Origin of the sequence: Desulfoferula mesophila (genome assembly GCF_037076455.1) — a bacterium.
Classification (GTDB): Bacteria; Desulfobacterota; Desulfarculia; order Desulfarculales; family Desulfarculaceae; genus Desulfoferula; species Desulfoferula mesophila.
The window spans coordinates 1,720,585-1,741,495 of the sequence record NZ_AP028679.1; the positions used below are offsets into that span (position 1 = coordinate 1,720,585).

Here is a 20,911-nt window from a genome sequence, read left to right on the forward strand (position 1 = left end):
TCAGTCGCGCCACATGGTTTTTATGTCCTTGGCAATCTCCTCGGGGCTCAAGAAGCACACCGTTTCGTCGTGCAGCTTTTCGAAGTAATTGATCTCGTCCACGCCCATGGGCGGTATCTGCACCCGGCTGGCGATGCGCAACATGAAGGGTAGTCCGGCCTCGGGCTTCAACGAGGTGTGCAGGGCCATGTTGTAGGCGTTCACCCCCCGGGCCTCCAGGAAGCGAACCACCCGGCGGATGCCCTTGGCCAGGCCCAGGATCTGGGCCGGGCTGAACTCCATGAGCCCCTTGCCGCTGGGCGACAGGGCCATTAAATCATAAATGGCTCGGGGCGCGAAAGGCGCCAGCCAAATCACCGGCCCCACCTGGCCCACCCAGCGGGTGCGCTCCGCCTTCTCGTGCTCCAGGTAGGCGCTCATCATGTCGCCCCCCTCGCGCTTGGCAAAGGCCTTGGCCCGGCGGATGAGGCGGCTCTGGAAGCGGGTGGGCTCGATGCCGGCCACGATCTGGAAGTGGGGGTGCACCACTCCGCCCCCGGCGGGCATCATGTAGTTCCAGTTCACCGCCGCGTAGCGGGCCTTGGGGGTCACCCGCTTAAAGGAGTCCACGGCCATCAAAAGGCCGTCGGCCAACTGGCGGGCGGTGAACTGGCTGGGCAATACGTGGTGCTCGTTGGTCAGGCGCAGCACCGCGTTGTGGGCCTCGTAGGGGAACATGTTGGGAAAGCCCACCGCCTCGCCCCGGCGCAAGAGCCCCTCGGGCACCTCCTCGGGCAAAAAGCGCGAAACCATGGTTTCCACGTTGCCCGGGCAAAAGGGGCAGGTGCGGTCCTTGTCGCGCTCCAGGTACAGGGAGTGGTCCAGCTTGCCCAGCGAGCGCAGGCGAAAGCTCAGGATGCGGCTGCGGTCGTCGGTGAGGGGGTCGCGGCGGATCTCCACGTCCACCGTGGTGGGCTTCATGTCGTCGGCGGGGTTGAGGTAACCGGTGCGGTGATGGGTGATCTTGAACTTCAGCGGCATGAGGTATCTCCTAGTTGGGGCGGCTCAGCCTCCCAGTTCCCGGCGCACCAGCTCGAGCAGCTGGCTGGGCCGGAAGGGTTTGGCCAGGCGGGGGTATCCAAAGCGAACCAGCTCTTGCATGAGTGAATTTTGAATGGAGTGGGTGCCGAAAAAACCGGAAATGAAGATCACCTTGATTTCCGGGTCCCGTTGGCGCAGGGCGCGAACCATCTCCACTCCGTCCATTATAGGCATTAGAATATCGCTGATTACCAGTTCCGGTCTGAAACTCATATGCAGGCGCAGGCCGGCCAGGCCGTCCGGAGCGGTGGCCACCTGGTGGCCCTCCATTATAAGCAAATCGCCCAAGTTGTCGGCCAGACAGATTTCGTCTTCCACGATCAGCACCCGGGGGCGTCCGGCGCGCGACCGGGCCGAGGTTTGCAGGAAGCTCCCCAACTCCTCGTCGCTGGTGGCGTCCAGGCGCTGTTTCAGGGCGTTGAGGCGGCGCTGGCCCTCTTCGGCGGCTCGGCGGTTTTCTTGGTGCAGGTCCGGGTGATAGACCTTGGAGAGCAGGCGATAGGCGTGGCGGATATAGCGAATCGCCGCCTCCGGGCCCAACTCGGCGGTGATTTGCCGGGCCTTTTCCAGCACCCCCAGATAGCGCAGATCCTGCTCCAGTTGGCTCAAGCCGCGCCCCCCAGCCACAGGTCCAGGATCAAAAACACCAGAAAGGCGATGGACACGAAACCGTTGACCGTGAAAAAGGCCATGGGAATGTTGGCCCGCTTCACCGCCACCAACGCTTGCTCCACCACCAGGGCCAGGGCCACCACCCCGGATCCCAGCAAATAAATGTCGCCCAGGTTGAAAAGCGGGGCCAGGGCGAAGAAGCCCAGGATGGTCAGGGCGTGCATCCCCCGGCTCACCCACAGGGCCCGCTCCAATCCCAGGCGGGCGGGCAGGGAGTGCAGGCATTGGGAGGTGTCGAATTCTATGTCCTGGCAGGCGTAGATGACGTCGAAGCCCACCACCCACAGGGCGGCCGCCCCGGCCAGCACCGCGGCCCGCCAGTCCCAGGCCCCGGTGACCGCGATCCAGGCGCCCAAGGGGGCCAGGGCGGTGGCCAGGCCCAGCCAGAGGTGGCACAGCCAGGTGAAGCGCTTGGTGAAGCTGTAGCCCAAGACCCAGGCCAGGGCCACGGGCGAGAGTCTGAGGCACAGGGGGTTGAGCATGGCCGCGGCCAACACCAGCAACGCACAAGCCAACACCAGCCAGGCCCAGGCCAGGGCCGGGCTCACCCGGCCGGTGACCAGGGGGCGCATGGCGGTGCGGGGGTTGAGGGCGTCGTAGCGGCGGTCGGCGATGCGGTTCATGATCATGGCCGCGCTGCGCGCCGCCACCAGTGCCACCACCACCCAGAAAAAGATGCCCACGGTGAGCGGGTGCTCCCGGGTGGCCAGCAGCAGGGCGCTCAGGGCAAAGGGAAACAAGAAGATGGTGTGGCTGAACTTGACCAGGTCGCCGAAGTCCTTGAGCCGTCCCCCCGGATTCAGGGCCATGGCGCCTACTTCTCCGGGGTGACCAGGCCCCAGGCCTTGAGCCGGGCCAGGGCCGCCCGCTCCACCTCGGGGTCCATCGCGATGCGCTCCGGCCAGGGGCGCTCGAAGCCCTCGCCGGGTAGCTTCTTGGTGCCGTCGATGCCCATCTTGCTGTGCAGACAGGGGAGCTGGGCCGCGTGATCCAGCACGTCGGCCGGTCCCTTGCTGAACAGGATGTCCCGCTGGGGGTCGATGTGGTTTAGGGCCTCCCACCAGGCGCGCTGGGGGTCTTGCACGTCCACGTCGGCGTCCACGATCACCAGGATCTTGGCGAACATCATCTGTCCCTGGCCCCACAGGGCGTTCATCACCTTGTAGGCCTGGCCGGGGTGGTCTTTCTTGATGGACACGAACACCAGGTTGTGGAACACCCCCTCGGCGGGCATGTGGTAGTCCACCACCTCGGGCAGCACCGTCTGCAACAAGGGCAGGAAGATGCGCTCGGTGGCCATGCCCAAGTAATAGTCCTCCATGGGCGGTATTCCCACGATGGTGGTGGGGTAGAGATAGTCCTTGCGATGGGTGACGGCGGTGACGTGCAGCACCGGGTAGTCGTCGGCCAGGGAGTAATAGCCGGTGTGGTCGCCAAAGGGGCCCTCGACCCGCAGGGGCTCGGCCGGGTCCACGTAGCCTTCGATGATCACCTCGGCCTCGGCCGGGACCAACAGCTCGCTGGTGACCGCCTGGACCAGCTCCACCGGCCGGCGCAGCAAAAAGCCGCTGAACATGTACTCGGGCAGGTTTTCGGGTAGGGGGGCGCAGGCCGCGTAGACCGAGGCGGGCGCCCCGCCCAGGGCCACGGCCACCGGCAGCTTCTGCCCCAGCTCCTTGGCCCGGCGATAGTGGGAGGCCCCGCCCTTGTGGCGGTGCCAGTGCATGCCCGTGGTGTGCTCGTCGAACCGCTGCAAGCGGTACATGCCCACGTTGTGTTTGCCGGTGTCCGGGTCGGCGGTGATCACCTGGGGCAGGGTGATGAAGGGCCCGGCGTCCTGGGGCCAGCAGGTGAGGATGGGCAAGAGGTCCAAAGAAGCCTGCTCGCCGCGCAGCACCACCTCCTGGCAAGGGGCGCTCTTCACCTTCTGGGGGGCAAAGGCCTTGAGCTCCTTGAGCTTGGGCAACACGCTGAGTAGCTTGGACCACAGGCCGCCCGAGGGCAGCTCCAGCTCCAACAGCCCCCGCAGGCGACCGGCCACCTCGTCCAGGTGCTCCACCCCCAGGGCCAGGGCCATGCGCTGGGGCGAGCCGAAGAGGTTGATAGCCAGGGGGCAGGAGACGCCCTTGACCTTTTCGAACATCAGGGCCGGGCCGCCGGCCTTCATCACCGCGTCGCTCAGGGCGGTGATCTCCAGGAAGGGGTCCACCTCCTCGGAGACGCGTTTCAGCCAGCCCCGGCTCTCCAGGGCCTTGACGAATTGTCGCATGTTAAGGGGGGCCTGCATGGGCTCGCTCCAATGATGATACTCGTCAATATAGCCCAGGCCGCCGGGGGGCGCAAACCGGTGGGACCAAAAGAGAAAGCTTAGAAGTGCAGGATGGGCCAGCCGCGCTGGGCGGCCCGGCGGCGAAGCTGGAAATCCGGGTTGACCGCGTGGGGGTGGCCCACGGCGTCCAGAAGCTGGTAATCCGAGTGATGGTCGCCATAGGCGTAGGATTCGGCCAGGTTGATGCCGTGGGTGCGGGCCAGCTCGCGCACCAGGCGGGCTTTTTCCGGGCCGTAGGGCCTGAGCCCCTCCAGCTCACCGGACAGGGCCCCGTCCTTGACCTCCAGGCGGGCGGCCAGGGCCATGTCCGCGCCCAACTCGCGCTGGATCTGGGCGGCCAGGGGCTCCAGGCTGCCGGTGAGCAGCACCACCAAGTGGCCCTTGCGGCGGTGGTCGTCCATGCGGCGGCGGCCTTCGCTGCTGATGCGGGGCCGGATTTTGGTCTGGAAGCACTCGGCGGCCAGGCGGGCCAACTCGTCGGGGTCCTTGCCCTGGAGGTGGGCCTTGTTCTGGGCCGCCGAGGAATCGCCGCCCAGGCCGCGGGTGAGGTAGAGGAGAACGTAGCGGGCCAGGTCCGGGGCGCGCAGATAGCCGCGCCGGATCAGAAAAGGCACGAATACCTTTTCCATGGAACTGGGGACCACCAGGGTCCGGTCCACGTCGAAAATGGCGGCGGCTTGCCCGCTCACTGGATGGGCTGCTCCTAGTTTGGCCGGGGGACTTGATCCATGAGGCGGCGAATGTCCGCCAATACCGGCAGGCCCCGGGCAATGCAAAGAATTACCGACAAATATACCAGAGCCGGGGTCAGCCAGAAAAACACTTTCATTTCGGAAACGGCCTCGGGCCCCAGGGCGATCAAAGCCTGGCACAGGGTGAGTCCGCCGAAGGCCAGCCCCTTGGCCAGGCCGTAGAAGCCGCGCATGAAGCGCCCGGCCACCAAAAATTTGCCCAGCGGCGAGTGCATCATGCCAAAGGCGCTGTAGCCCTTGGACAGGGCGTACTCCCGAAGGCCGTCCACCAGGAAGCTGCGGATGATGAACACCAGGCCCACCCACAGGGGCACCGAGCCCAGGCTCACGAACACGAACCACAGCACGTTTTCCACCACCCGGTCCATGGCGATGTCCAGCACGCTGCCCAGGTCGGTGACCTCGTTTTTGAAACGGGCCACGTAGCCGTCCAGCCAGTCCATGAGGTAGAGGGCGGTGATGAGCACCAGGCAGATGAAAGGCGCGACCGCGCCGGGCAGGTGCAGCAGCAGGACGATGAGAATCAGCAGCGGCAGGCGCAACAGGGTGATGAAGTTGGCCGTGGACATTGGTACGGGCATGTGGCTGGCACCTTGGCAAAGGGAAAAATAAGTTGGCCAAGTGTAGGCAGGGAGGCCCGGCATGTCAATGAGGATGGCTCAGGTCGTTCAGCGCTCCAAGGCGTCCAGGATCTGGTCGCCGAAGTAAAAGTTAACCAGACACAAGGCAAGCAGGGTCAGGTTGACGAGGCCGTGGAACAGGGGCAGGCCCTTGCGGGGCTTGGGGTGGCGCTCCAGGACAAGGCCGGTAATGAGCCCCACCCCGGCCAGGATCACCAAGATCAGGCCCAGCCAGCCGTGCACTCCGGTGACCAGCCAGTTTTCCCACAGCCAGCGCACCATGATAGCCCCTCCCAGGCTGCCCAGGATGAGCCCCACCAGGGCCAGCTTGCCGAGCAGGACGTGGCGCGGCCGGGGAAAGGAGGTCTGGCGGCCCAGGTGCAAGGAGGCCAGGCGCTTGAGGCCCAGCCAGGCCACGTAGAGCCCCAGCAGGGTGCAGGTCACCTGCCAGGCCGGATGGAAGATCACGAAGTCGCGGGGGTTCATAACGCCTCTTCAAGGAGTTGATAGTCTCGATTAGTCCCGCGGGACGCGGGGTTGGCCCATGGGGCCCTGAGTTCAGCATGAGCCACCACGGCAAGCCGGGTCAAGCCGGGGGAAAACTTTGGACAATGGTCTCAGGCGTGTACAATAAATTATAGGAATAGCTCCGGCCCGGCGGCCGGAGAGCGGCTTAATCACATGAGGAGTTGAACATGTCCAAGCGTAAGTACAAAGTGCGCGCCGAATGCCCCGCCTGCGCCTGCGGGGACCTCACCTTCCTGAGCCCGGAAAAGCTGCGCGAGAAGTTCATCGGCGACGAAGCGGAGATCGAGATCACCTGCCCCATGTGCGGCCACAAGCACAAGAGCCAGGTGGAGGAAGTGAAAGAGGACTAGGCCCCGCAGGCCGCGCCTTGGCCCCTTGGAAAGCACCGCCAGCAGAGGAAGCGACCGCCCATGGAAAACCGCCTGGCCCAGCAAAAAAGCCCCTATCTTTTGCAGCATGCCCACAATCCCGTGGCCTGGCAGCCCTGGGATCGACAGGCGCTGGAGTTGGCCAAGGCCGAGGACAAACCCATCTTCCTCTCCATAGGCTACGCCACCTGCCACTGGTGCCACGTGATGGCCCACGAGTCCTTCGAGGACCCGGAGGTGGCCGAGTTGCTCAACCGGGAGTACGTGCCCATCAAGGTGGACCGCGAGGAGCGGCCCGACCTGGACGGGGTGTACATGGCCGTGTGCCAGACCCTCACCGGCCGGGGCGGCTGGCCGCTGAGCGTATGGCTCACCCCGGACGGCAAGCCCTTTTACGCGGGCACCTACTTTCCCAAGACCACCCGCCAGGGCATGCCCGGTTTCATCCCGGTGCTGCAGGAATTGGCCCGGCGCTGGAAGAGCCCCGAGCGGGTCAAGATGCTCAGCGCCAGCCAGGAGATCATCAAGGCCCTCAAGGGCGCGGCCCAGGGCCAAGGGGGCAACCTGGGGCTCAAGACGCTGCAACAGGCCCACGAGGGCCTGGCCGGCATCTACGACTCCCGGTTCGGCGGTTTCGGCCAGGCCCCCAAGTTTCCCAGCCCCCATCATTTGACCTTCCTGCTGCGCTGGCATTTGCGCGCCCCCCAGGACCAAGCCCTGGCCATGGTGGAAAAGACCCTCACCGAGATGTGGCGGGGCGGCATGTTCGACCAGGTGGGCGGCGGCTTCCACCGCTACTCGGTGGACGCCCGCTGGCTGGTGCCCCACTTCGAGAAGATGCTCTACGACCAGGCCATGCTCACCATGGCCTATGTGGAGACCCATCAGCTCACCGGCGAGGCCGAGCACGCCCGGGCGGCCCGCGAGGTCCTGGACTACGTGCTCCGGGACATGACCGCGCCCGAGGGCGGTTTCTACTCGGCCGAGGACGCCGACTCCGAGGGCGAGGAGGGCCTGTTCTACGTGTGGACCCCGGCCCAGGTACGCGAGGTGTTGGGGCCGGAGTTGGGCGAGCGCTTCTGTAGGGTCTACAACATCAGCGAGGCGGGCAACTTCGAGCACGGCCGCTCCATCGCCCACCTCGCCCTGGGCTGGGACGAGCTGGCCCAGGCCGAGGGCGTGGCGGTCGAGGCCCTGCGCCAGGAGATGGCCGAGGCCCGGGCCAAGCTCTTTGCGGCCCGCGAAAAGCGGGTGCACCCCCTCAAGGATGACAAGGTCATCACCTCCTGGAACGGCCTGATGATCGCCGCCCTGGCCCAGGCCGGGGCCGCCCTGGGCGAGAGCGCCTATCTGGAGGCCGCGCGGCGCGCCGCCGCCTTTGTGGAGCAATACCTGGTGGGCACCGACGGCCGCCTGGCCCGCCGCTGGCGCCAGGGGCACCTCACCGGGCCGGGCTATCTGGATGACTACGCTTTATACATCTGGGGGCTCCTGGAGCTGCACCAGGCCGGGCAAGACCCGCGCCATCTGGAGCGGGCCCTGGAGCTTACCGAGTTGGCGGGCCGCCTGTTCTGGGACGACGAGGGCGGCGGCTATTTCTACACCCCGGCCGACGGGGAGGCCCTGATCTTTAGGGACAAGGAGATCTACGACGGGGCCTTGCCCTCGGGCAACTCGGTCATGGCGGGCAACCTGTTGCGCCTGGGGCGCCTGGTGGCCCGCCCGGAGTTGGAAGACCGGGCCGAGGATTTGCTTAACGCCTTCGCCGGCACGGTGGAGCGCATGCCCATGGGCTACACCCAGCTCATGAACGCCCTGGATTTCGCCCAAGGCCACACCCAGGAGGTGGTGGTGGTGGGCCGGGCCGGGGAGCCGGACACCAAGGCCATGCTCGAGAAGTTCCACACCAGCTTCGGACCCCGGCGGGTGATCCTGTTCCGGCCGGTGGGCCAGGACGAGCCCCTGGTGGAGTCCCTGGCCCCCTATAGCGCGGCCATGGAGATGGTGGGCGGAGCGGCCACGGCCTATGTCTGCGCCAACTACGCCTGCCTGGCCCCGGTGAACGACCCGGCCGATCTGGAGTTGTGAGAGCCGGGAGGCAGGGTAGCGCCAGGGTAGCCAGCCTGCGATAAAGCTGCATAGCGGCCGCACGCGGAGGATGAAGAGTCAGGAAGAGGTAATAGGCTAAGCGCCGGTTTCCGCCGGGCGTCGCGTTTTTCCTGCGGTGCCCGGATACTCCTCAACATGCCCCCGGTGAGGCTGGGCGCCCCGGCCGCTCCCGGTCCGCAGACGCTACCGCTGGCCTCGCGAGTCATGCCGCCAGAAAGGTGAGCCGAGAAAAAGTAGGGAAGGGTGGAACACTCGGCTCCGGCGGTCCCGCTGCCCCCTGGTGATTTGCCTGGCCTGCCAATACTCCCGTCCGGTGCGGCTAAGTTACAGCGCACATGATGCCGCTTTGAGCAGGGCAACCATGCCTGCTCCTCTTTCTAAAAACTCCCCATTGATTGAGCGTGAGTTGCGGCACCGGTGGCCGTTAGGAACGGCCTTGTCTCCGCGCTCTAAATCTTCGGAGGGCGCACCAGAAAGATCAGGCCCGCCGAAGCCATGAAGAACAAACCCAGGTAGCCGAAGACCAGGGCGAAGTCCCCGCCCGTGGCATCCAGCAAATGCCCGCCCAGCCAGGGGCCCAGAGCCCCGGACAAAAAGCCGTAGGCGGTGAACACCACCCCGAAGATGGCCCCGAAATGCTCCAAGCCGAAGCAGTCGGTGGCCAGGGGGGCGCTCACCGCGAACAGGGTGCCAAAGGCGAAACCCACCAGGGCGGCCAGGGCGGCCCATTGATACAGGCCCTGGGCGTGGGGCAGGAGCAGGTAGGCCGTGCCGGCCAGGACGAAAGCCCCGGCCATGGTCAGGTTGCGCCCCACCAGGTCGGAGAGCCAGCCGCTGAGCAGGCGGCTCAGGCCGTTGGTCAGGTTGAAGGCGGTGAGGATCATCACCGCCTGGCGCAGGTTCAGGCCCCGGCCCAGGCCGAAGCCGACGGACAGGGTGACCATGGCTATGCCCGCCGCCCCGGCCAGGGCCCAGGTGCACCACAGGGCCCAAAAGGAGCGGGTGCGTAGCGCCTGGCCCACCCGCAGGGAAAGCCCCGGCGCGCCGTGGCCGGTGCCTGCCAGCGCGGGCCGGGGCGCGGGAAAGGACATGAAGGGCGCGGCGATCAGGCCGGTGACCAGGGCGGCCAGGCCGGCCACCAGGCACAGCGCCGTGGGCCCCGCCTCGCCCAGCACCCAGGAGTACAAGGGGGCGGTGGCCGCGGCGGCCAGGCCGAAGACCATGCTCACCAGGCCGGCGACCAGGCCCCGCCGGGTGGGGAACCAGCGCTGCACCACGCTCAGGGCGGGCAGGTAGAGGCAGGAATGGGAGGCCCCGGTGATAAAGGCCCAGGCGTGCACCGCGCCGATGCTCGGGGCCAGGGGCAGGGCGAGGGACACCGTGGAGGAGATTAGGGTGCCCAGGAGCACCAGGCGGGTGGGTCCCAGGCGCTCCTGCCAGCGCCCGGCCAGGTACATGCTGGAGCCCACCCCCAGCAGCAGGAAGAACAGGATCTGGCCCACCGCCGCCCGGTCCACCCCAAAGACGATCTGCCAGTGCTGGGCCATGATGCCCGGAAAGCCGAAGGCCATGGAGCCGGGCCAGAAGATGGCCGCGCAACTGGACCACAGGGCCTTTTCCGGCGAGGGAGTTACCGCCACGCGGGTCCTTTCTGTGCGGGCGCGGTTGGTCGGGATGCCGGGCTCAGGCCGGGGCCACCACCTTGAGGGCCCCCGGCAAAATCTCCACGCTCAGGGGAGAAGCGGCCACCGGCTCGCCATCGGCCCAAAGCTCCATGGGCCGGTCGCAGGCTATCTCAACCTTGCGGGTGCGCAGGAAGCTGACTTCGGGCACCGCGCCGTGGCTGCCCTTGAGCACCGAGGGCAAGAAGCGCATCACCTTGAAAATACCCACCGGGCGCACCAGGCAGATGTCCAGGTGGCCGTCGTCGGCCCGGGCTTGGGGCACGATGCGTATCTGGTTGCCGTAGGTGGGGGTATTGGCTACGGCGGCCAGGAACAGGGGGCCGTGGTAGTGGCCCTCGTCCCAGGTGAGCCGCACCTGGGGCGGACGGTAGCGGCCCAGGGTGCGCAGCACGGCGTAGATGTAGGCGGGTTGGCCCCACAGGGGAGCCCGCATCAGGTCCACGTAGCGGCTCACCTCTGCGTCGAAGCCCACCGCGCCCACGGTGCAGTAGTTGCGGCCGTTGACCCGGGCCAGATCCACCGCGCGGGTGGCTCCCCCGGCCACCGCCGCCACCAGGGCCTCGGGCTCGCAGGCCAGGCCGAGGGAGCGGCAAAAATCGTTGCAGCGCCCGGCGGGCAGGGTGGCCAGGCGGACGTGGCTGTCGGCCAGGGCCTGGGCCGCCTCGTGCACCGTGCCGTCGCCGCCCACCACCATGACCACCTCCGCTCCCTGTTCCACGGCCCGTCCCACCAACTCCTCGGCGTGGCCTCGGCCCTTGGTCAAGAGCTCGCGCGGAGCCATCCCCGCCCCGGCCAGGGCGGCTTGCAGACGCCGGGCCGCGTCCACGGCCTTGCCCCGCCCCGCCTGGGGGTTGTGGATCAAGGCTATGCGAGGATGGTTGAGGGCCATGGGGAGTTCTTTCCCGGTCCCGCCGGCCGGGGCCAAGCGGGGAAAAAGTCAGGCACGCTGAGAAGCGATCCTAGCAGAAATATCCGCCGTGGGTAAAGGAGGAGGGGAGCCGGCGAACGTCACCTTTGATGCTTCCAAGGTTGGCCATGGGAAATTTTTCGGTATTCGTCCCGCACCACCTCGGCGCCGTATTTTCTTTCCAGCCGCCTCACCGTGAAATGACCGCGCCCCACTTCCTGAAAATGGTTGATGAACAACAGGTTGATGGTGCAGCCCCCGGCCGCGCCCACCAGGGGAATCAACTGGGCCGCAACCTTGGCGGTTATCTGTATCTGCAAGCGGGCGGCGATCAGGGTCAGCAGCCTTACGATGGCCGGGGCGGTCTGGTCGGCGATGCCCTGGCTGGCGATGTATTCGGCCGCCTCGTTGATGGCCTTGGCCAGCATGGCGCGTACGAAGTAATAACCTGATTCAGCGCCGTCGTCCGCCTCGGTCCGGCTGCCAAAGGCGAACACCTCGATGCAGGCCAGCTGGGTATCGATGTCGTGGATGTTTTCGCCGTTGCTGCGGGCGATGTCGGCCAGGGAGCGCAAGATGATGCCGGTGGAAATGGGCATCTCTATGGGCAGGCCCACCAGACCCAGCGCCCCGCCCCCGGCGCCGGTCGCGCCGGCCATGAGCTTGTGGAGCAGGTTGCTGGGCGGCCCCTCGTGGTTGGCGTCAAGGGTGATCGCCACCAGCTTCAGGGCGGCCTGCATGGATTTGCGGGTGGCCTCTTTTACGGTCTTTTCCGCCTTGGCGGGCAAGCTTTTCATCGCCAATTCAATGGGTTTGCCGATGTAGTTGGACAAGGAGGCCGCCAGGCCGGGATTTTCCAGGTCTTGCACCGCCTTCACCAGGTCGGCATAATCCTTGGGCTCCAGTTCCATGTAACTCATCCCCGCTGCATTGTGGGCTAGCCGTGCAATAAGTTTAGTTGGCGCGGGGATAAATGAAAAGGTGTCTTGGCCGGACGGCGGGGAGGCGGGCCTCCACAAAAAAAGCGGCCCCAGGGGCCGCTTAGGGATGATTTTGGGGTGGGGTGGCTAGTGGGACTTGAACCCACGGCCTCCAGGGCCACAACCTGGCGCTCTAACCAAACTGAGCTATAGCCACCACATGGGCTCCCCGGATGTGACAACCCGGAGAGTAGGTGCGATTTATAACAGAGCGCCCGGTTGCTGGCAAGTGTTTTCACCTGATTGGCCATTCAGTTCGGGCGATGTTTTTGCCAGCCTGGCCGGTAACTTGACACCCGGCTACCCCGGCCATAGGATTATGGAGTTTCTCAGGGCCGTGGCGCAAGGCGGCCCGCTTTGCCCGGCCCTCTGGTCTTAGGGAGAATAACGGTTTGGCGTTAATCGACATATTTAAAAACCGCACCCGTCACCCCTTCCGCCCCCGTGCCTCCGACATCGTGCAGCGGGTCTTCGCCGACTTCCGCGATTACCAGGCCGAAGGCGAAAACCTGATCCTGGGCGAAGGGCACCTGGCCGAGCGCCGGGTCTATGTGGTGGGCCAGCAAAAACCCAAGCCGGAAAAATTCCGCTCGGCCGAGGATGTGAGCAAGCTCAACTGGGGCATGCTAACCGCGGACGAGCACTCCCAGGTGCTGGCCTTTTTGCGGCGGCTCAGCGACACCGGCCCCCATGAGGACGCGGTGCTGCTGTCCATCGTGGACACCTACGGCGCGGACATCTCCATGGAATCGGCCAGCCATTTGCAGGCCTTTTTCATCGCCCACCTCCTCCGGGCCTATATCAACGTGCCCATCCGCACCGTCAGCATCGTGCTGGGCGAGGGCGGCTCGGGCGGAGCCATCGCCCTGCAGGTGGCCGACCGGCGGGCGGCGGTGGAAGACGCCATGTACGCCACCGCGCCCCCGGAGTCGGTGGCGGCCATCATCTTCCGCGATCCGGCGCGCATCGACGACGCCCTGGCGGTGAGCAAATCCACCGCCAAGCACCTCAAGCACTTCAAGGTGGTGGACACGCTCATCCCCCAGACCAAGAGCGTCATGGACACCGACGGGCTGGCCGAGAACATCGGGGTCTATCTGGAAAAGACCATCAAGGACCTGATGCGCCGCCGCCTGGACAAGCTCATGGAAAAACGCCTGGAGACCGCCGATGAGCTGGGGGTGTTGGACCGGGGCAAGTTTTTCGAGATCAAGCGCTTTATCGAGCGCCCCCTGAAGCACCTGTACAAGCCGCCGGCCCAGCTCAAGATCATCAGCGATCCCAGCGGGGCCACCATCCACCTGGACGACACCTACGGCGACGGCACCGTGTTTGAGCCCGGCCAGCCGCTGGTGCGCTGCGGACACGAGGAGGAGCACGCCAAGGGCGATGGCTGTGGGGCCTTGATCCCCTTGGAGGACTACCTCAAGAACTTCCAGATCTGCCCCAACTGCGGCAAGCGTCACGTGCTGGACGCGGCCGGCTGGATAAGCGCCCTGGCCGATCCCAGCAGCTTCCACGAGCTGTTCCGCAACATGACCGTGTTCGACCTGCTGCCCGAGGAAGACCTGCACGATTATTACCGCGACTTTTTGGAAAAGCAGAAAAAGCGCAGTTCCTTCAACGAATCCCTGGTGACCGCCCACGCCACGGTGCACGGCTATCCCGCCGTGTTGGCCCTGAGTGATTTCGCCTTTGCCGGCGGCTCCATGGGCGTGGTGTTCGGCGAGAAGTTCCGCCTGGCCGTGGAATACTCCCTGCGCAAAAAATGGCCCTTGATCAGCGTATGTTGCTCCGGCGGGGCGCGGCTCTACGAGGGCATCGTGGCCTTGATGCAGATGTACAAGACCGTGGCCTCCCTGGAGCGCCTCAAGCGCGCCGGGGTGCCCTACATCTCCATCCTGGCCGACCCGGCCACCGGCGGGGCCATCGCCTCCTATGCCGCCCTGGGCGACATCTGCCTGGCCGAGCCCGGCGCCCTGGTCATCTTCACCGGTCCCCGGGTCATGAAGGCCCGCGGCTTCGCGGTGGAGGAAGACAAGGTGCGCTCCGACAGCCTGGTGATTTCCTCTGCCGATACCTATCGCCAGGAGGACTACTACGGCGACATCCGGGGCATCCAGGAAGTGGTGCCTCGCCACGAGATGAAGCGCGCCGTGGCCCGCTATCTGGAGCTGTACGCCAGGGTGCGCGCCGGGGAGCCCAAGAAAAAGGGCGTGCGCCCCTACAAGCGCAGGACGCAGAACAGCCTGGAAAACAGCGACTAACTACCCGGGAGAGCGCGTGCCCGCCGATCCCAACGAAAACCGCCTTTTCCGCTGGGCCAGCGACCTGCCGCCCCAGCTTTGGGAGGACTTGGCGGCGCGGCCGCCCGCCGAGGCGGCCCAGGCCACCGGCGCCGCCTGGGACGGCCAGGGCTACACCATAAGCATGTTGGGCCGGGAGCATCGCCTGGATCTCGCCTCCCGGCGGGTGTACCTAACCGCCGACCCGGAGCACAATCTCTCCTATCAGAGCGGCTTGGTGCTCATCAGCACCTTGATCCGCAGCCTGGGAGTGCCGCCGGCCGGGCGCATGGTCACCGCGGCCGAGCTGCCCGGCGGGGCCCAGTTTTTCCAGGGCCCGCACGCCATCAACGACCAACCTTTGGCCCAGCGCTTTGGCCACGACCCCGCCGCCCTGCCGGCCGCGGCCCGGGCCCTGGGCGGCGAGGCCTTTGCGGCCGGGGATCAAGGCGTGCGCCTGCCGGGCCTGCCCATGATCCCCCTGTACGCCCTCATCTGGGCCGGCGACGAGGAGTTCGCGCCCCGCGCGGTGGTGGGCATGGACGCCAACGTTCATTACCACCTGGCCCTGGACGGCATCTGGGCGCTGAGCAACCTCATGGTGCAGCGCCTGATAAAGGAAGGTTCGGCATGAACCAGGGTACCGGAGCCTGCGGCCTCAACTGCATGGTGTGCGGCCTGATGCGCCAGGGCAAGTGCAGCCCCTGCGGTGCGGGCACCGAACCCCAGGCCCAGGCCAAGCTGGCCGCCCAGCTCAGCCTCATGGGTTCGGTTTGCCCCATCCTGCAATGCGCGGTGAACAAGAAGGTGGACTACTGCTCCGCCTCCTGCGAGGTCTACCCCTGTCGCCACTTCATGTCCGGGCCCTATCCCCTCAGCTCGGCCTATCTGGAGATGCAGGTCCGCCGCCGGGGCCAGAACAAGGTGGTCTCCACCGCCCAACAATCTCCGGGCAGCGGAGACAAAAGCCGCCTGCACTAAACGGCGGCTTGGCAGAGCCGCCCCGCTGTGCTAAGTTTCCGCCAACCTTCCTTTGCCCTCGTAGCTCAGCAGGATAGAGCAACGGCCTCCTAAGCCGTAGGCCGCCCGTTCGAATCGGGCCGGGGGCACCAGTATTATCAGGCGGTTAGGTGATAAGCCTAACCGCCTTTTTCTTCCAAGTGACCACATAATGACTAACCATTAAAAAGCATGCGGGCATTTTTTTGTTGACATATATTCGAAATGTAGTTAGTTTGGCTTCATAAGGTGACTACGTTACGAATATAGGTGTAGTTATGGCAAAAGTACAAACGACGGTAAGGGTTGATTCGGAGCTTCGCTCCTGGATCGAAAAAATGGCTGAGGAAAAAAACCTGTCTCAGGCCCAGGCGCTTGAGCGGGTGATGATGGCGGGCAAGGCGGCGATAGAGTCCTTCGGGACGATTTATCCCGAGGGCGTCTTGCCGCGAGCTCGAGAGGCCCTTACCAGGCCTCCGGCCGCGGATCCCCTCGAGAGCCTGGCGAAGATCTTCGAGAGGCTGGACAAACTCGAGGAGGACCGCGACCTGACCTTCGGGATGCTGAGGACCCTTCTCGATAAGGCTGGACTGGTTGGGAAGGTCCAAACGCCTTGGCCCGAGTCCGAAGGGGCCGACAACTAAAAATTGAATCTGGCCCGGGACTGATCCCCCCGGGCCTTTTTGGGGAGACCTCATCTGGCCGGCCAGGTCTTGAGATGAGGTCTCCCCTCTCTTTTTGGGAGCAAGTCCGATGATGCTCGATTCTGAAATCGTGGTCCGGTCGGCCAGGGAAGTCGGGATAGACCGCCACTCCACTCTGGCCCAGGTGTCGGGCGTTGATTCCAAGAGGCTTCAGAAGGCCATAGGAGGGAGGGCCGAGCTCGTCCCGCTGGAGATCTTGGCGCTGGCCCGGGCCCTCAACCGAGAGCCCTTGGAAATCGTCTCTTGTCCTATCCCTTCTTCTCTTATTCTTAATCTCTTTAATTAAGAGCACGATCGATGCCAAACCCCTCGATAAATTCAGCCGAAGAAAACAAAAGGCTGATTTACGAGACCGCCCTGAAATTAAAGGCGGGTGGGATGGACGAGATCAAGGCGCTTCAAGCCATATCAATAATTATCGAAAACACTATCGCCCATAACGACCAGGTCGAAGTGTTGGCGAAATGTAAAAGTGTCCTCGGGGCGGAAAGTAGTCCCGAAATAAGCCTCGCCGCCGCCATTAGGGAGTGGATTTTAGACCAGAGCGTTACACCGGGAGTTACTTTCAGCGTTACACAGGCCGACCAAGAGTTACGCCTCGTTACAAAAAACGAAAAACTTAATCGCCGGGTGATTTTTCACCGCCTGGTCAAAGAGGGGTTGATCGAACCTTGGGGCAAAAAGGCGGGCATGTACCGCGTTGTCAGCCGCGAGATCGAAGAAATCGACTTCGTAAACCTTCCGGAGGAAAGCCAGGCTCTAGATCTCCACTTCCCCTTAGAGCTTCACAAGAGATTTGAAATTCCCCCGGGCTCCATAATCATCGTCTCAGGCGAATCCAACGCCGGGAAAACGGCCTTCATTCTCAACATCGCTCGCCTGAACATGGGCCGGATGCGCGTCACTTACTTCGGGAGCTCCGCCGAGTCCAACGCCCGGACGCTCAACAAGCGAATCAGGGCGTTCGGGGATCCCCTGGAGGAGTGGGCCCCCATGCGGGCGATCCGGAGGTCCGGCGACTTCGCCGACGTTATCGACGCGGACGGCCTGAATCTGATCGACTATCTCGAGCTCACCGGCGCGCAAGGGAAGGAATTTTTCCTCGTCGGGGAGGAGATCTCGCGGATCCATGAGGCCCTCGGGGATGGGGTAGCCGTCATTGGTCTCCAGCATAAGCCGGGGGCGGATTACGCGGTGGGCGGCCATATGACCGTCCACAAGGCCACCGTGGCGCTGAGTCTCCACGCTGGGAAAATCGACAAGGGGATCCCCCATACCCTTCGATTCCAAAAATTGAAATATCCGAAATGCGATAACGCGTACTACGCCGTCAAGTTCCGCCTCGGCGGCGGGTGCCACTTCGTAGGGGTCGAGTGATGGGCTCCCGGGATCAAGCCTTCTATACCGTCAAGGAAGCCGCGGTCTATCTGCGGATCGCCCGGGCGACGGCTTACTCCTGGATCCAGTCGGGACTCATTCCCTGCTACCGCCTCGGGCCTAAGCCAAGGCCCGGGGAGCCCGACCGGCGAGTCGTCCGGATCAAGGCCGAGGACCTCGAGGCATTCGTCCAGGAAGGGCGGGAAGTGGGTAGCTTCTGATGTTTATGACCGAGGATCTCCGAGCGAAGCAAATAGGGGCCTACGGTCTATCAATCGGTGGACGCACAATTCTACCTAGTAATTACAGGGAGATATAAAACCGGAATGACCACGAGCGACCGAGTAAAGAAGCTCCCTGAAAGGGTAAGGGCCGATACCCCTTGGGGTACGCTTCGCCTCTTGTCCTTAGGGGTTGCACCGGACAAGCGGACCCGCCTGGCGAAGACGATCGACGGGTACGAGTCGATGCTTATCGAGAGCTTCGGCCCCTTGAACGAAGCCCAGAAGGTCGTCCTCGCCGGAGCTCGCCCGCTCGTGGGCCTGGTCTTCGGCTTCCTCGCGGATCCGGGCAAGGCTGCTCTCCCTCCCGATAAATTCCAGTGGGCCTGGGACCGGGTGTTCCTCCGGGTCCCTTCCCAACTCGCTTCCCTGGCCACCACCGGGACCAAGGCTCCCAGCCTGGACGAGGTCCTGGCCGGACTCCAGAGCGCAAAGCCTGAGGATGAAGATGCAACGGATCCCGATTGATCGCTTCGCCGAGGCCCTGTTCGTCCTCGACGATGGACGGCCCATGTGCTTGGAGGACTGGCAACGCGAGCGAGTCTTCGAGCCGGTCTTCGACACTATGGACGACCGCGGCCTTCGTCAATTTAACGAGGCGTTGATAGGGCTCCCGAAGAAGAATTCCAAGTCCACCATGGCCGCCCTGGTCGCTTGCTACGGCCTCTTGGCGGACGGCGAGCCCGAGCCTGAGATCTACGGTGTCGCCGGGGACAAGGACCAGGCCCGGGTGATCTTCCGCCAGACTTCGCGGGCTATCCAGCGGAGCCCGGTCCTTCTGAACGAGGTCAGGATCTACAAGGACGTGATCGAGCGGAAGGACGGGACGGGCTTTTATCGCGTCCTATCCGCCGACGCTCCCACGGCCCACGGGTTGAATCCGCACTTCGTTATTTTCGACGAGCTCTGGAACCAAAGATCCTATGACCTGTACGAGGCCCTTACTCACTCGCCCGTCCGGCGCCAGCCGCTTCATTTCATCGTTACCTACGCCGGATACGAGCAATACGAGGGGAATCTCCTTTGGGATCTTTACCAGCGCGGCCTCCGGGGCGACGACCCCCGCTTTTATTTCATCTGGTCGCACGAGAATCTGGCTTCCTGGATTACCGCCGAGTATCTCGAGCAACAACGGCGGCGCCTTCCCGAGCACGTATTCCAGAGGCTCCACGAAAACCGGTGGACCTCGGGCTCCAGTGCCTTCCTACCGCGCGACGACGTGGACCTGGCCATTACCCCTCGACTAGGCCAAACGTGGGCTCCTGGGGGCGGACACGCCTTCTCGGTAGGCGTAGACCTGGGCCTGGCGAACGACGCGACCGTAGTCACGACCGTTCACTATGACCGGGACTCCGGGAAGGTGGTCCTGGATAACGTGAAGACCTGGCGGGGATCCAAGCTCCAGAAGGTGCGGATCGAGGACGTCGAGGATCATTTAATGAACCTCCACGAGAATTTTCCCGGCGTCCGCGTAAGCGCCGACCCATGGCAAGCGGTCAACTCGATTCAGCGGCTCAAGGAGCGGGGCCTAAAGGTGGAAGAATTCGTCTTCAGCCCGTCGAATATTACGCGCCTCACTCAAAACCTTTTCTCCCTTTTCAAGGACCGGCGGATCGAGATCTTCGACTATCCGGACCTGATTAAGGAGCTCGTGTCCGTGAAGGTGGTCGAAAAAAGTTACGGCTACCGGATCGACCACGAGAGCGGGGCGCACGACGACCACGTTATCAGCCTTGGAATGGCCGCTTTGGCGGCGGTGAGCAAGGCCCAAAGGAAAATCAGGGCGCGTTGGCTTGATGGAGATGATGAATTGCCCGCGGCTTTTTCTCGCGCGAGCGGCGGGTTCTAATGTCGGCCCGTCGCCGAGACGCCTGGCGGAGGGGGGCATGGACCCCAAACCTCACGCCCTTGGGCGCCCTCGGCGGCGGAAGGTCGACAAAAGCGCGACATTTTCAACCATAAGGAGAAACGATGTTTCTAAGCCAAGAAGATAAAAAAGAGATCCGGGGCGCGTTGGGCCCCATAATCCAGGGCGTCGTGGACGAGAAAACCGCGGTCCTCGAGGCGAAGGTCGATTCCCGTTTATTGGACCTGAAGGACTCTTTGCAAAACCTTCATCCTTCGTTTTCGGGATCCCGGATAAGCCGAGAGGACCGGGCCAACCTGGAGGGCCTGGCCGGGCTCCTGAAGGGCGCCTATCGCCACTCCCGTCACGGAGACGCCCGGGCCCTCGACGAATTCGGCGGGCTCGATGCGGTGATGAAAACCGACATGACTGAGGGGACCGGCTCTCAGGGCGGATATACGGTGCCGACCGAGTTGGAAGGGTCCATCCTGCGGATCGCGGAGGAGTCCAGCTTGTTCCTCGGTAAGACCCGGGGCGTCAGCATGGGAAGCAACCAAATTACGGTCCCGGCCCTGAACACCCCGCCCAGCGTGGCCTGGCATTCCGAGGGTGATACGATCACCCAGACCAGCCCGACCCTCGACCAGGTGACTCTGAACGTCTACCGCCTGGATGCCTACGTCACCGTCACCAACGAGCTCTTGGAGGATTCCCGGGCCAATATCGCCAACTGGCTCGCCCAGGAGTTTACCGAGGCGATGGGCAAGGAGGTTGACAACCAGATCTTCAACGGGACCGGGACCCCTTGCTCCGGGATCCTGACCGCCGCCGCGGGCCATTCCGTGGTCATGAGCGCTGGGGATACCAATTTCTCGGCCATTACCCCGACCTACCTGAGTGAGATGATGTCCAAGATGGACTCTACCGCCCTGGCCGGGGCCTTCTTTGCGATGAACCAGGCGGTCGCCCACTACCTCCGGACCCTGACCGATAGCAACGGTCGCTACTTGGTCGACCTGAGCAACGGGAACCTGTGGGGCCTTCCGATCCATACCCGCGAGGTATGCCCGAGCTCCTCGGGAGCGGAGACCGCCTTCGTTGCGCTCTGCAATCCGAGGTACTTCCTGACCGGGTTAAGGTACGGGATGATGCAGATCGATATGGACCCCTACTCGAACTTCACTTCCAACAAGACCAACATTCGGGTCATTTGGCGTATGGCCCTGAATATTGGCAAGGCCGCCGCCTTCGTAAGGCTTCTAACCGCCGCCAGCTAGGCGGCGTTGGAGGGCATTAAACCTTTCGTTTAACCGTTAACTCTTTCCCCTGGCCCGCGTGGTGGGTGGTGCGTTGGGAGCGGGCCAGGGCCTTTTAAAAAAGAAGGGTTGT

22 protein-coding genes and 2 tRNA genes are annotated in these 20,911 nt (G+C 64.3%); 13 read left to right on the plus strand and 11 right to left on the minus strand.

Annotated features, from left to right (window positions below; genetic code table 11):
- The 7 genes from AACH32_RS07600 to AACH32_RS07630 all read right to left on the minus strand — a co-directional run bounded on the left by AACH32_RS07600 (window position 1) and on the right by AACH32_RS07630 (window position 5,939).
- Window positions 1-1,020, minus strand: coding sequence for a hypothetical protein (locus AACH32_RS07600; protein ID WP_338606183.1), 1,020 nt, complete (start codon window positions 1,018-1,020; stop codon window positions 1-3).
- Window positions 1,021-1,044: 24 nt separating this feature from the next.
- The gene (locus tag AACH32_RS07605) at window positions 1,045-1,689 is read right to left on the minus strand and encodes a response regulator (protein WP_338606184.1); all 645 of its coding nucleotides are present in this window, start codon (window positions 1,687-1,689) and stop codon (window positions 1,045-1,047) included.
- Window positions 1,686-2,561, minus strand: a complete 876-nt coding sequence (locus AACH32_RS07610) for a 4-hydroxybenzoate octaprenyltransferase (protein WP_338606185.1) — start codon at window positions 2,559-2,561, stop codon at window positions 1,686-1,688. The genes AACH32_RS07605 and AACH32_RS07610 overlap by 4 nt, the downstream gene beginning before the upstream one ends.
- Before the next feature lie 5 nt (window positions 2,562-2,566).
- Window positions 2,567-4,039, minus strand: a complete 1,473-nt coding sequence (locus AACH32_RS07615) for a menaquinone biosynthesis decarboxylase (RefSeq protein ID WP_338606186.1) — start codon at window positions 4,037-4,039, stop codon at window positions 2,567-2,569.
- 80 nt (window positions 4,040-4,119) lie between these two features.
- Complete coding sequence (locus AACH32_RS07620; RefSeq protein WP_338606187.1) at window positions 4,120-4,770, minus strand: HAD family hydrolase; 651 nt, start codon at window positions 4,768-4,770, stop codon at window positions 4,120-4,122.
- Window positions 4,771-4,784: 14 nt separating this feature from the next.
- The gene (locus AACH32_RS07625; protein ID WP_338606188.1) at window positions 4,785-5,414 is read right to left on the minus strand and encodes a CDP-alcohol phosphatidyltransferase family protein; all 630 of its coding nucleotides are present in this window, start codon (window positions 5,412-5,414) and stop codon (window positions 4,785-4,787) included.
- An 87-nt stretch (window positions 5,415-5,501) separates the two neighbouring features.
- Complete coding sequence (locus AACH32_RS07630) at window positions 5,502-5,939, minus strand: hypothetical protein (protein WP_338606189.1); 438 nt, start codon at window positions 5,937-5,939, stop codon at window positions 5,502-5,504.
- Between the two features lie 209 nt (window positions 5,940-6,148).
- On the opposite strand from AACH32_RS07630, the gene AACH32_RS07635 reads away from it, so the two are divergent.
- Both AACH32_RS07635 and AACH32_RS07640 read left to right on the plus strand, forming a co-directional pair.
- A complete protein-coding gene (locus AACH32_RS07635) occupies window positions 6,149-6,331 on the plus strand; it encodes a hypothetical protein (protein ID WP_338606190.1) in 183 nt (60 codons plus the stop codon).
- A gap of 60 nt (window positions 6,332-6,391) precedes the next feature.
- Window positions 6,392-8,437: a thioredoxin domain-containing protein gene (locus AACH32_RS07640; RefSeq protein ID WP_338606191.1), complete on the plus strand. Its 2,046-nt coding sequence runs from the start codon at window positions 6,392-6,394 to the stop codon at window positions 8,435-8,437.
- Between the two features lie 470 nt (window positions 8,438-8,907).
- Here the strand turns inward: AACH32_RS07640 and AACH32_RS07645 are convergent, their stop codons facing one another.
- The 4 genes from AACH32_RS07645 to AACH32_RS07660 all read right to left on the minus strand — a co-directional run bounded on the left by AACH32_RS07645 (window position 8,908) and on the right by AACH32_RS07660 (window position 12,187).
- Window positions 8,908-10,098: an MFS transporter gene (locus tag AACH32_RS07645; RefSeq protein ID WP_338606192.1), complete on the minus strand. Its 1,191-nt coding sequence runs from the start codon at window positions 10,096-10,098 to the stop codon at window positions 8,908-8,910.
- A gap of 43 nt (window positions 10,099-10,141) precedes the next feature.
- A complete protein-coding gene (locus tag AACH32_RS07650) occupies window positions 10,142-11,032 on the minus strand; it encodes a diacylglycerol/lipid kinase family protein (protein WP_338606193.1) in 891 nt (296 codons plus the stop codon).
- A 119-nt stretch (window positions 11,033-11,151) separates the two neighbouring features.
- Window positions 11,152-11,961, minus strand: coding sequence for an EcsC family protein (locus AACH32_RS07655; protein ID WP_338606194.1), 810 nt, complete (start codon window positions 11,959-11,961; stop codon window positions 11,152-11,154).
- A 148-nt stretch (window positions 11,962-12,109) separates the two neighbouring features.
- Window positions 12,110-12,187 (minus strand) — tRNA-His (locus AACH32_RS07660).
- 235 nt (window positions 12,188-12,422) lie between these two features.
- Here AACH32_RS07660 and AACH32_RS07665 point away from each other — a divergent pair.
- From AACH32_RS07665 to AACH32_RS07710, 11 genes are all read left to right on the plus strand, one after another.
- Window positions 12,423-14,297, plus strand: a complete 1,875-nt coding sequence (locus tag AACH32_RS07665; protein WP_338606195.1) for a carboxyl transferase domain-containing protein — start codon at window positions 12,423-12,425, stop codon at window positions 14,295-14,297.
- Window positions 14,298-14,313: 16 nt separating this feature from the next.
- Window positions 14,314-14,949, plus strand: a complete 636-nt coding sequence (locus AACH32_RS07670; RefSeq protein ID WP_338606196.1) for a DUF3786 domain-containing protein — start codon at window positions 14,314-14,316, stop codon at window positions 14,947-14,949.
- Window positions 14,946-15,296, plus strand: coding sequence for a DUF3795 domain-containing protein (locus tag AACH32_RS07675; RefSeq protein ID WP_338606197.1), 351 nt, complete (start codon window positions 14,946-14,948; stop codon window positions 15,294-15,296). Before AACH32_RS07670 ends, AACH32_RS07675 begins: the two co-directional genes overlap by 4 nt.
- 54 nt (window positions 15,297-15,350) lie before the next feature.
- Window positions 15,351-15,427, plus strand: a tRNA-Arg gene (locus tag AACH32_RS07680).
- 165 nt (window positions 15,428-15,592) lie between these two features.
- Window positions 15,593-15,958 carry a hypothetical protein gene (locus AACH32_RS07685; protein WP_338606198.1) on the plus strand — a complete coding sequence of 122 codons (366 nt, stop codon included), beginning with the start codon at window positions 15,593-15,595 and terminating at the stop codon, window positions 15,956-15,958.
- Window positions 15,959-16,067: 109 nt separating this feature from the next.
- Window positions 16,068-16,304: a hypothetical protein gene (locus tag AACH32_RS07690; protein ID WP_338606199.1), complete on the plus strand. Its 237-nt coding sequence runs from the start codon at window positions 16,068-16,070 to the stop codon at window positions 16,302-16,304.
- A 92-nt stretch (window positions 16,305-16,396) separates the two neighbouring features.
- Window positions 16,397-17,395, plus strand: coding sequence for a hypothetical protein (locus tag AACH32_RS07695; protein WP_338606200.1), 999 nt, complete (start codon window positions 16,397-16,399; stop codon window positions 17,393-17,395).
- Window positions 17,395-17,616: a helix-turn-helix domain-containing protein gene (locus AACH32_RS20880; protein WP_350341543.1), complete on the plus strand. Its 222-nt coding sequence runs from the start codon at window positions 17,395-17,397 to the stop codon at window positions 17,614-17,616. Before AACH32_RS07695 ends, AACH32_RS20880 begins: the two co-directional genes overlap by 1 nt.
- A gap of 105 nt (window positions 17,617-17,721) precedes the next feature.
- Entirely contained in the window at window positions 17,722-18,144 is a 423-nt protein-coding gene (locus AACH32_RS07700) for a hypothetical protein (protein ID WP_338606201.1), read from the plus strand.
- Window positions 18,125-19,525, plus strand: a complete 1,401-nt coding sequence (locus tag AACH32_RS07705) for a terminase large subunit domain-containing protein (RefSeq protein WP_338606202.1) — start codon at window positions 18,125-18,127, stop codon at window positions 19,523-19,525. Before AACH32_RS07700 ends, AACH32_RS07705 begins: the two co-directional genes overlap by 20 nt.
- Window positions 19,526-19,647: 122 nt before the next feature.
- Window positions 19,648-20,799: a phage major capsid protein gene (locus AACH32_RS07710; protein ID WP_338606203.1), complete on the plus strand. Its 1,152-nt coding sequence runs from the start codon at window positions 19,648-19,650 to the stop codon at window positions 20,797-20,799.
- The last annotated feature ends 112 nt before the right edge of the window (window positions 20,800-20,911 follow it).

Excerpts from the sequence above, each read along its gene's own strand:
- AACH32_RS07600 (WP_338606183.1), bottom strand. The coding sequence starts at position 1,020 with ATGCCGCTGAAGTTCAAGATCACCCATCACCGCACCGGTTACCTCAAC.
- AACH32_RS07610 (WP_338606185.1), bottom strand. The coding sequence starts at position 2,561 with ATGGCCCTGAATCCGGGGGGACGGCTCAAGGACTTCGGCGACCTGGTC.
- AACH32_RS07615 (WP_338606186.1), bottom strand. The coding sequence starts at position 4,039 with ATGCAGGCCCCCCTTAACATGCGACAATTCGTCAAGGCCCTGGAGAGC.
- AACH32_RS07625 (WP_338606188.1), bottom strand. The coding sequence starts at position 5,414 with ATGCCCGTACCAATGTCCACGGCCAACTTCATCACCCTGTTGCGCCTG.
- AACH32_RS07630 (WP_338606189.1), bottom strand. The coding sequence starts at position 5,939 with ATGAACCCCCGCGACTTCGTGATCTTCCATCCGGCCTGGCAGGTGACC.
- AACH32_RS07635 (WP_338606190.1), top strand. The coding sequence starts at position 6,149 with ATGTCCAAGCGTAAGTACAAAGTGCGCGCCGAATGCCCCGCCTGCGCC.
- AACH32_RS07640 (WP_338606191.1), top strand. The coding sequence starts at position 6,392 with ATGGAAAACCGCCTGGCCCAGCAAAAAAGCCCCTATCTTTTGCAGCAT.
- AACH32_RS07650 (WP_338606193.1), bottom strand. The coding sequence starts at position 11,032 with ATGGCCCTCAACCATCCTCGCATAGCCTTGATCCACAACCCCCAGGCG.
- AACH32_RS07655 (WP_338606194.1), bottom strand. The coding sequence starts at position 11,961 with ATGGAACTGGAGCCCAAGGATTATGCCGACCTGGTGAAGGCGGTGCAA.
- AACH32_RS07675 (WP_338606197.1), top strand. The coding sequence starts at position 14,946 with ATGAACCAGGGTACCGGAGCCTGCGGCCTCAACTGCATGGTGTGCGGC.
- AACH32_RS07685 (WP_338606198.1), top strand. The coding sequence starts at position 15,593 with ATGGCAAAAGTACAAACGACGGTAAGGGTTGATTCGGAGCTTCGCTCC.
- AACH32_RS07690 (WP_338606199.1), top strand. The coding sequence starts at position 16,068 with ATGATGCTCGATTCTGAAATCGTGGTCCGGTCGGCCAGGGAAGTCGGG.
- AACH32_RS07695 (WP_338606200.1), top strand. The coding sequence starts at position 16,397 with ATGGACGAGATCAAGGCGCTTCAAGCCATATCAATAATTATCGAAAAC.
- AACH32_RS20880 (WP_350341543.1), top strand. The coding sequence starts at position 17,395 with ATGGGCTCCCGGGATCAAGCCTTCTATACCGTCAAGGAAGCCGCGGTC.
- AACH32_RS07700 (WP_338606201.1), top strand. The coding sequence starts at position 17,722 with ATGACCACGAGCGACCGAGTAAAGAAGCTCCCTGAAAGGGTAAGGGCC.
- AACH32_RS07705 (WP_338606202.1), top strand. The coding sequence starts at position 18,125 with ATGCAACGGATCCCGATTGATCGCTTCGCCGAGGCCCTGTTCGTCCTC.
- AACH32_RS07710 (WP_338606203.1), top strand. The coding sequence starts at position 19,648 with ATGTTTCTAAGCCAAGAAGATAAAAAAGAGATCCGGGGCGCGTTGGGC.